Origin of the sequence: Mycolicibacter arupensis, from assembly GCF_002086515.1 — a bacterium.
Taxonomy (GTDB): Bacteria; Actinomycetota; Actinomycetes; order Mycobacteriales; family Mycobacteriaceae; genus Mycobacterium; species Mycobacterium arupense.
Map to the genome: position 1 here is coordinate 1 of NZ_MVHH01000111.1, position 1,339 is coordinate 1,339.

At 63.5% G+C, this 1,339-nt stretch carries 1 protein-coding gene; it reads right to left on the reverse strand.

The window, feature by feature from the left end; translation table 11 throughout:
- Nucleotides 1-17: 17 nt before the first annotated feature.
- Nucleotides 18-1,064, reverse strand: a complete 1,047-nt coding sequence (locus BST15_RS20890) for an IS110 family RNA-guided transposase (protein ID WP_046191552.1) — start codon at nucleotides 1,062-1,064, stop codon at nucleotides 18-20.
- Between the last annotated feature and the right edge of the window lie 275 nt (nucleotides 1,065-1,339).

Below are 1,339 nucleotides of genomic sequence, written 5' to 3' on the forward strand. Positions count from 1 at the left end.
TGGACGTTGCTCCTATGTCAAGCAGCGATTGGTAGGTCGGGGTTTTGGCGGACTTCGTGGTCGGTATGCAGGCGGCGGTAGACCTCACGAGCGATGTGGCGTTTGAGGCAACGTAGTGCGGCTCGGGTGGTCTTTCCTTCGGTGATCTTGCGGCGGTAGTAGTCCTGGCCGCGACCAGCGATTCGGGTCTGGGTCAGCGCGATGCGATACAGGGCGGCGTTGAGTTGACGGTTTCCCGAGCGGTTGAGCCGGACCTGGCCGGTGGTGCTGCCTGACCACACGGGAATCGGGGCGGTGCCGGTGTGACAGGCAAAAGCCGCCTCACTGCGAAACCGGGTGACCCCGGCGGTCTCACCGAGGATTTTTGCTGCCGTCAATGCTCCACAACCCGCCAGCTCCAGCAGGGTGGGCGCGAGGTTTTCGACGCGTCCCTGAATACGGGTCGCGAGGGCGTTGATGGCGTCGGTGAGCCGACGAATGTCAGCCAACTCGTCGCGAGCCAACTCCGCAACCAGGCCGTCTTGGATACCCAGCCACTCACCCAGGGCCTGCTGATGTTTGGGGCGATCCAGCGGGCCGGCCGTGTACTCGGGAGCAAGACCGTGGATTCGCTCGCGTAGTGAGTTGATCGTCTCGGTGCGCTGACGAACCAGCATCTCGCGACGGTCTACCAGCAGTTTCATCTCCCGAGCGGCCTCGTCGTACGTGGCTCTGGGCAGGTCGGGTTCACGTAATGCCGCATGGGCGACGGCTAAGGCATCGATCGGGTCAGACTTGCCGCGAGTACGCGCAGATGCCCGTGCCTTGGCCATCATCTTGGTGGGCACCCGAACCACCTCGTAACCAGCAGCCGTCAGGTCACGCTCGAGACGCCCGGACATGTTGCGGCAGTCTTCCACCGCCCAGAGCACGTCGGTGCCCCAGTTCCCGCGTGCCCACTCGATCAGCTCGCCGTGACCAGCGCCGGTGGCGCTCACGGTCTTCTCGGCGAGTTTGCGGCCGACCTCGTCGACGGCGACGCACGTGTGACTGCGCTTGTGCGTATCGGCTCCAACAACAACCATGATGGTTGCCTCCTTGCAACTGTGAAGGGATGCATCGAGGTTGGACCGGTCGGCGGACATAGCTCAGTGGGGGCGGTGCCACGCTCCTATCAGGCCACGTCGACCGGTCCTTTCACACCCGAGCGTCGACGCAACGCCCAAAAGCCAACCCGAAAGTGGCACGCAGAGTCTGAGTCAGACACCCGAGTGATCCAGAACCAACCACCCAACGCAGCCACCGTCACGAAGACACACCGCGTCAGACCTCCCCAGAATCACACTGAGCAGAGTCAACG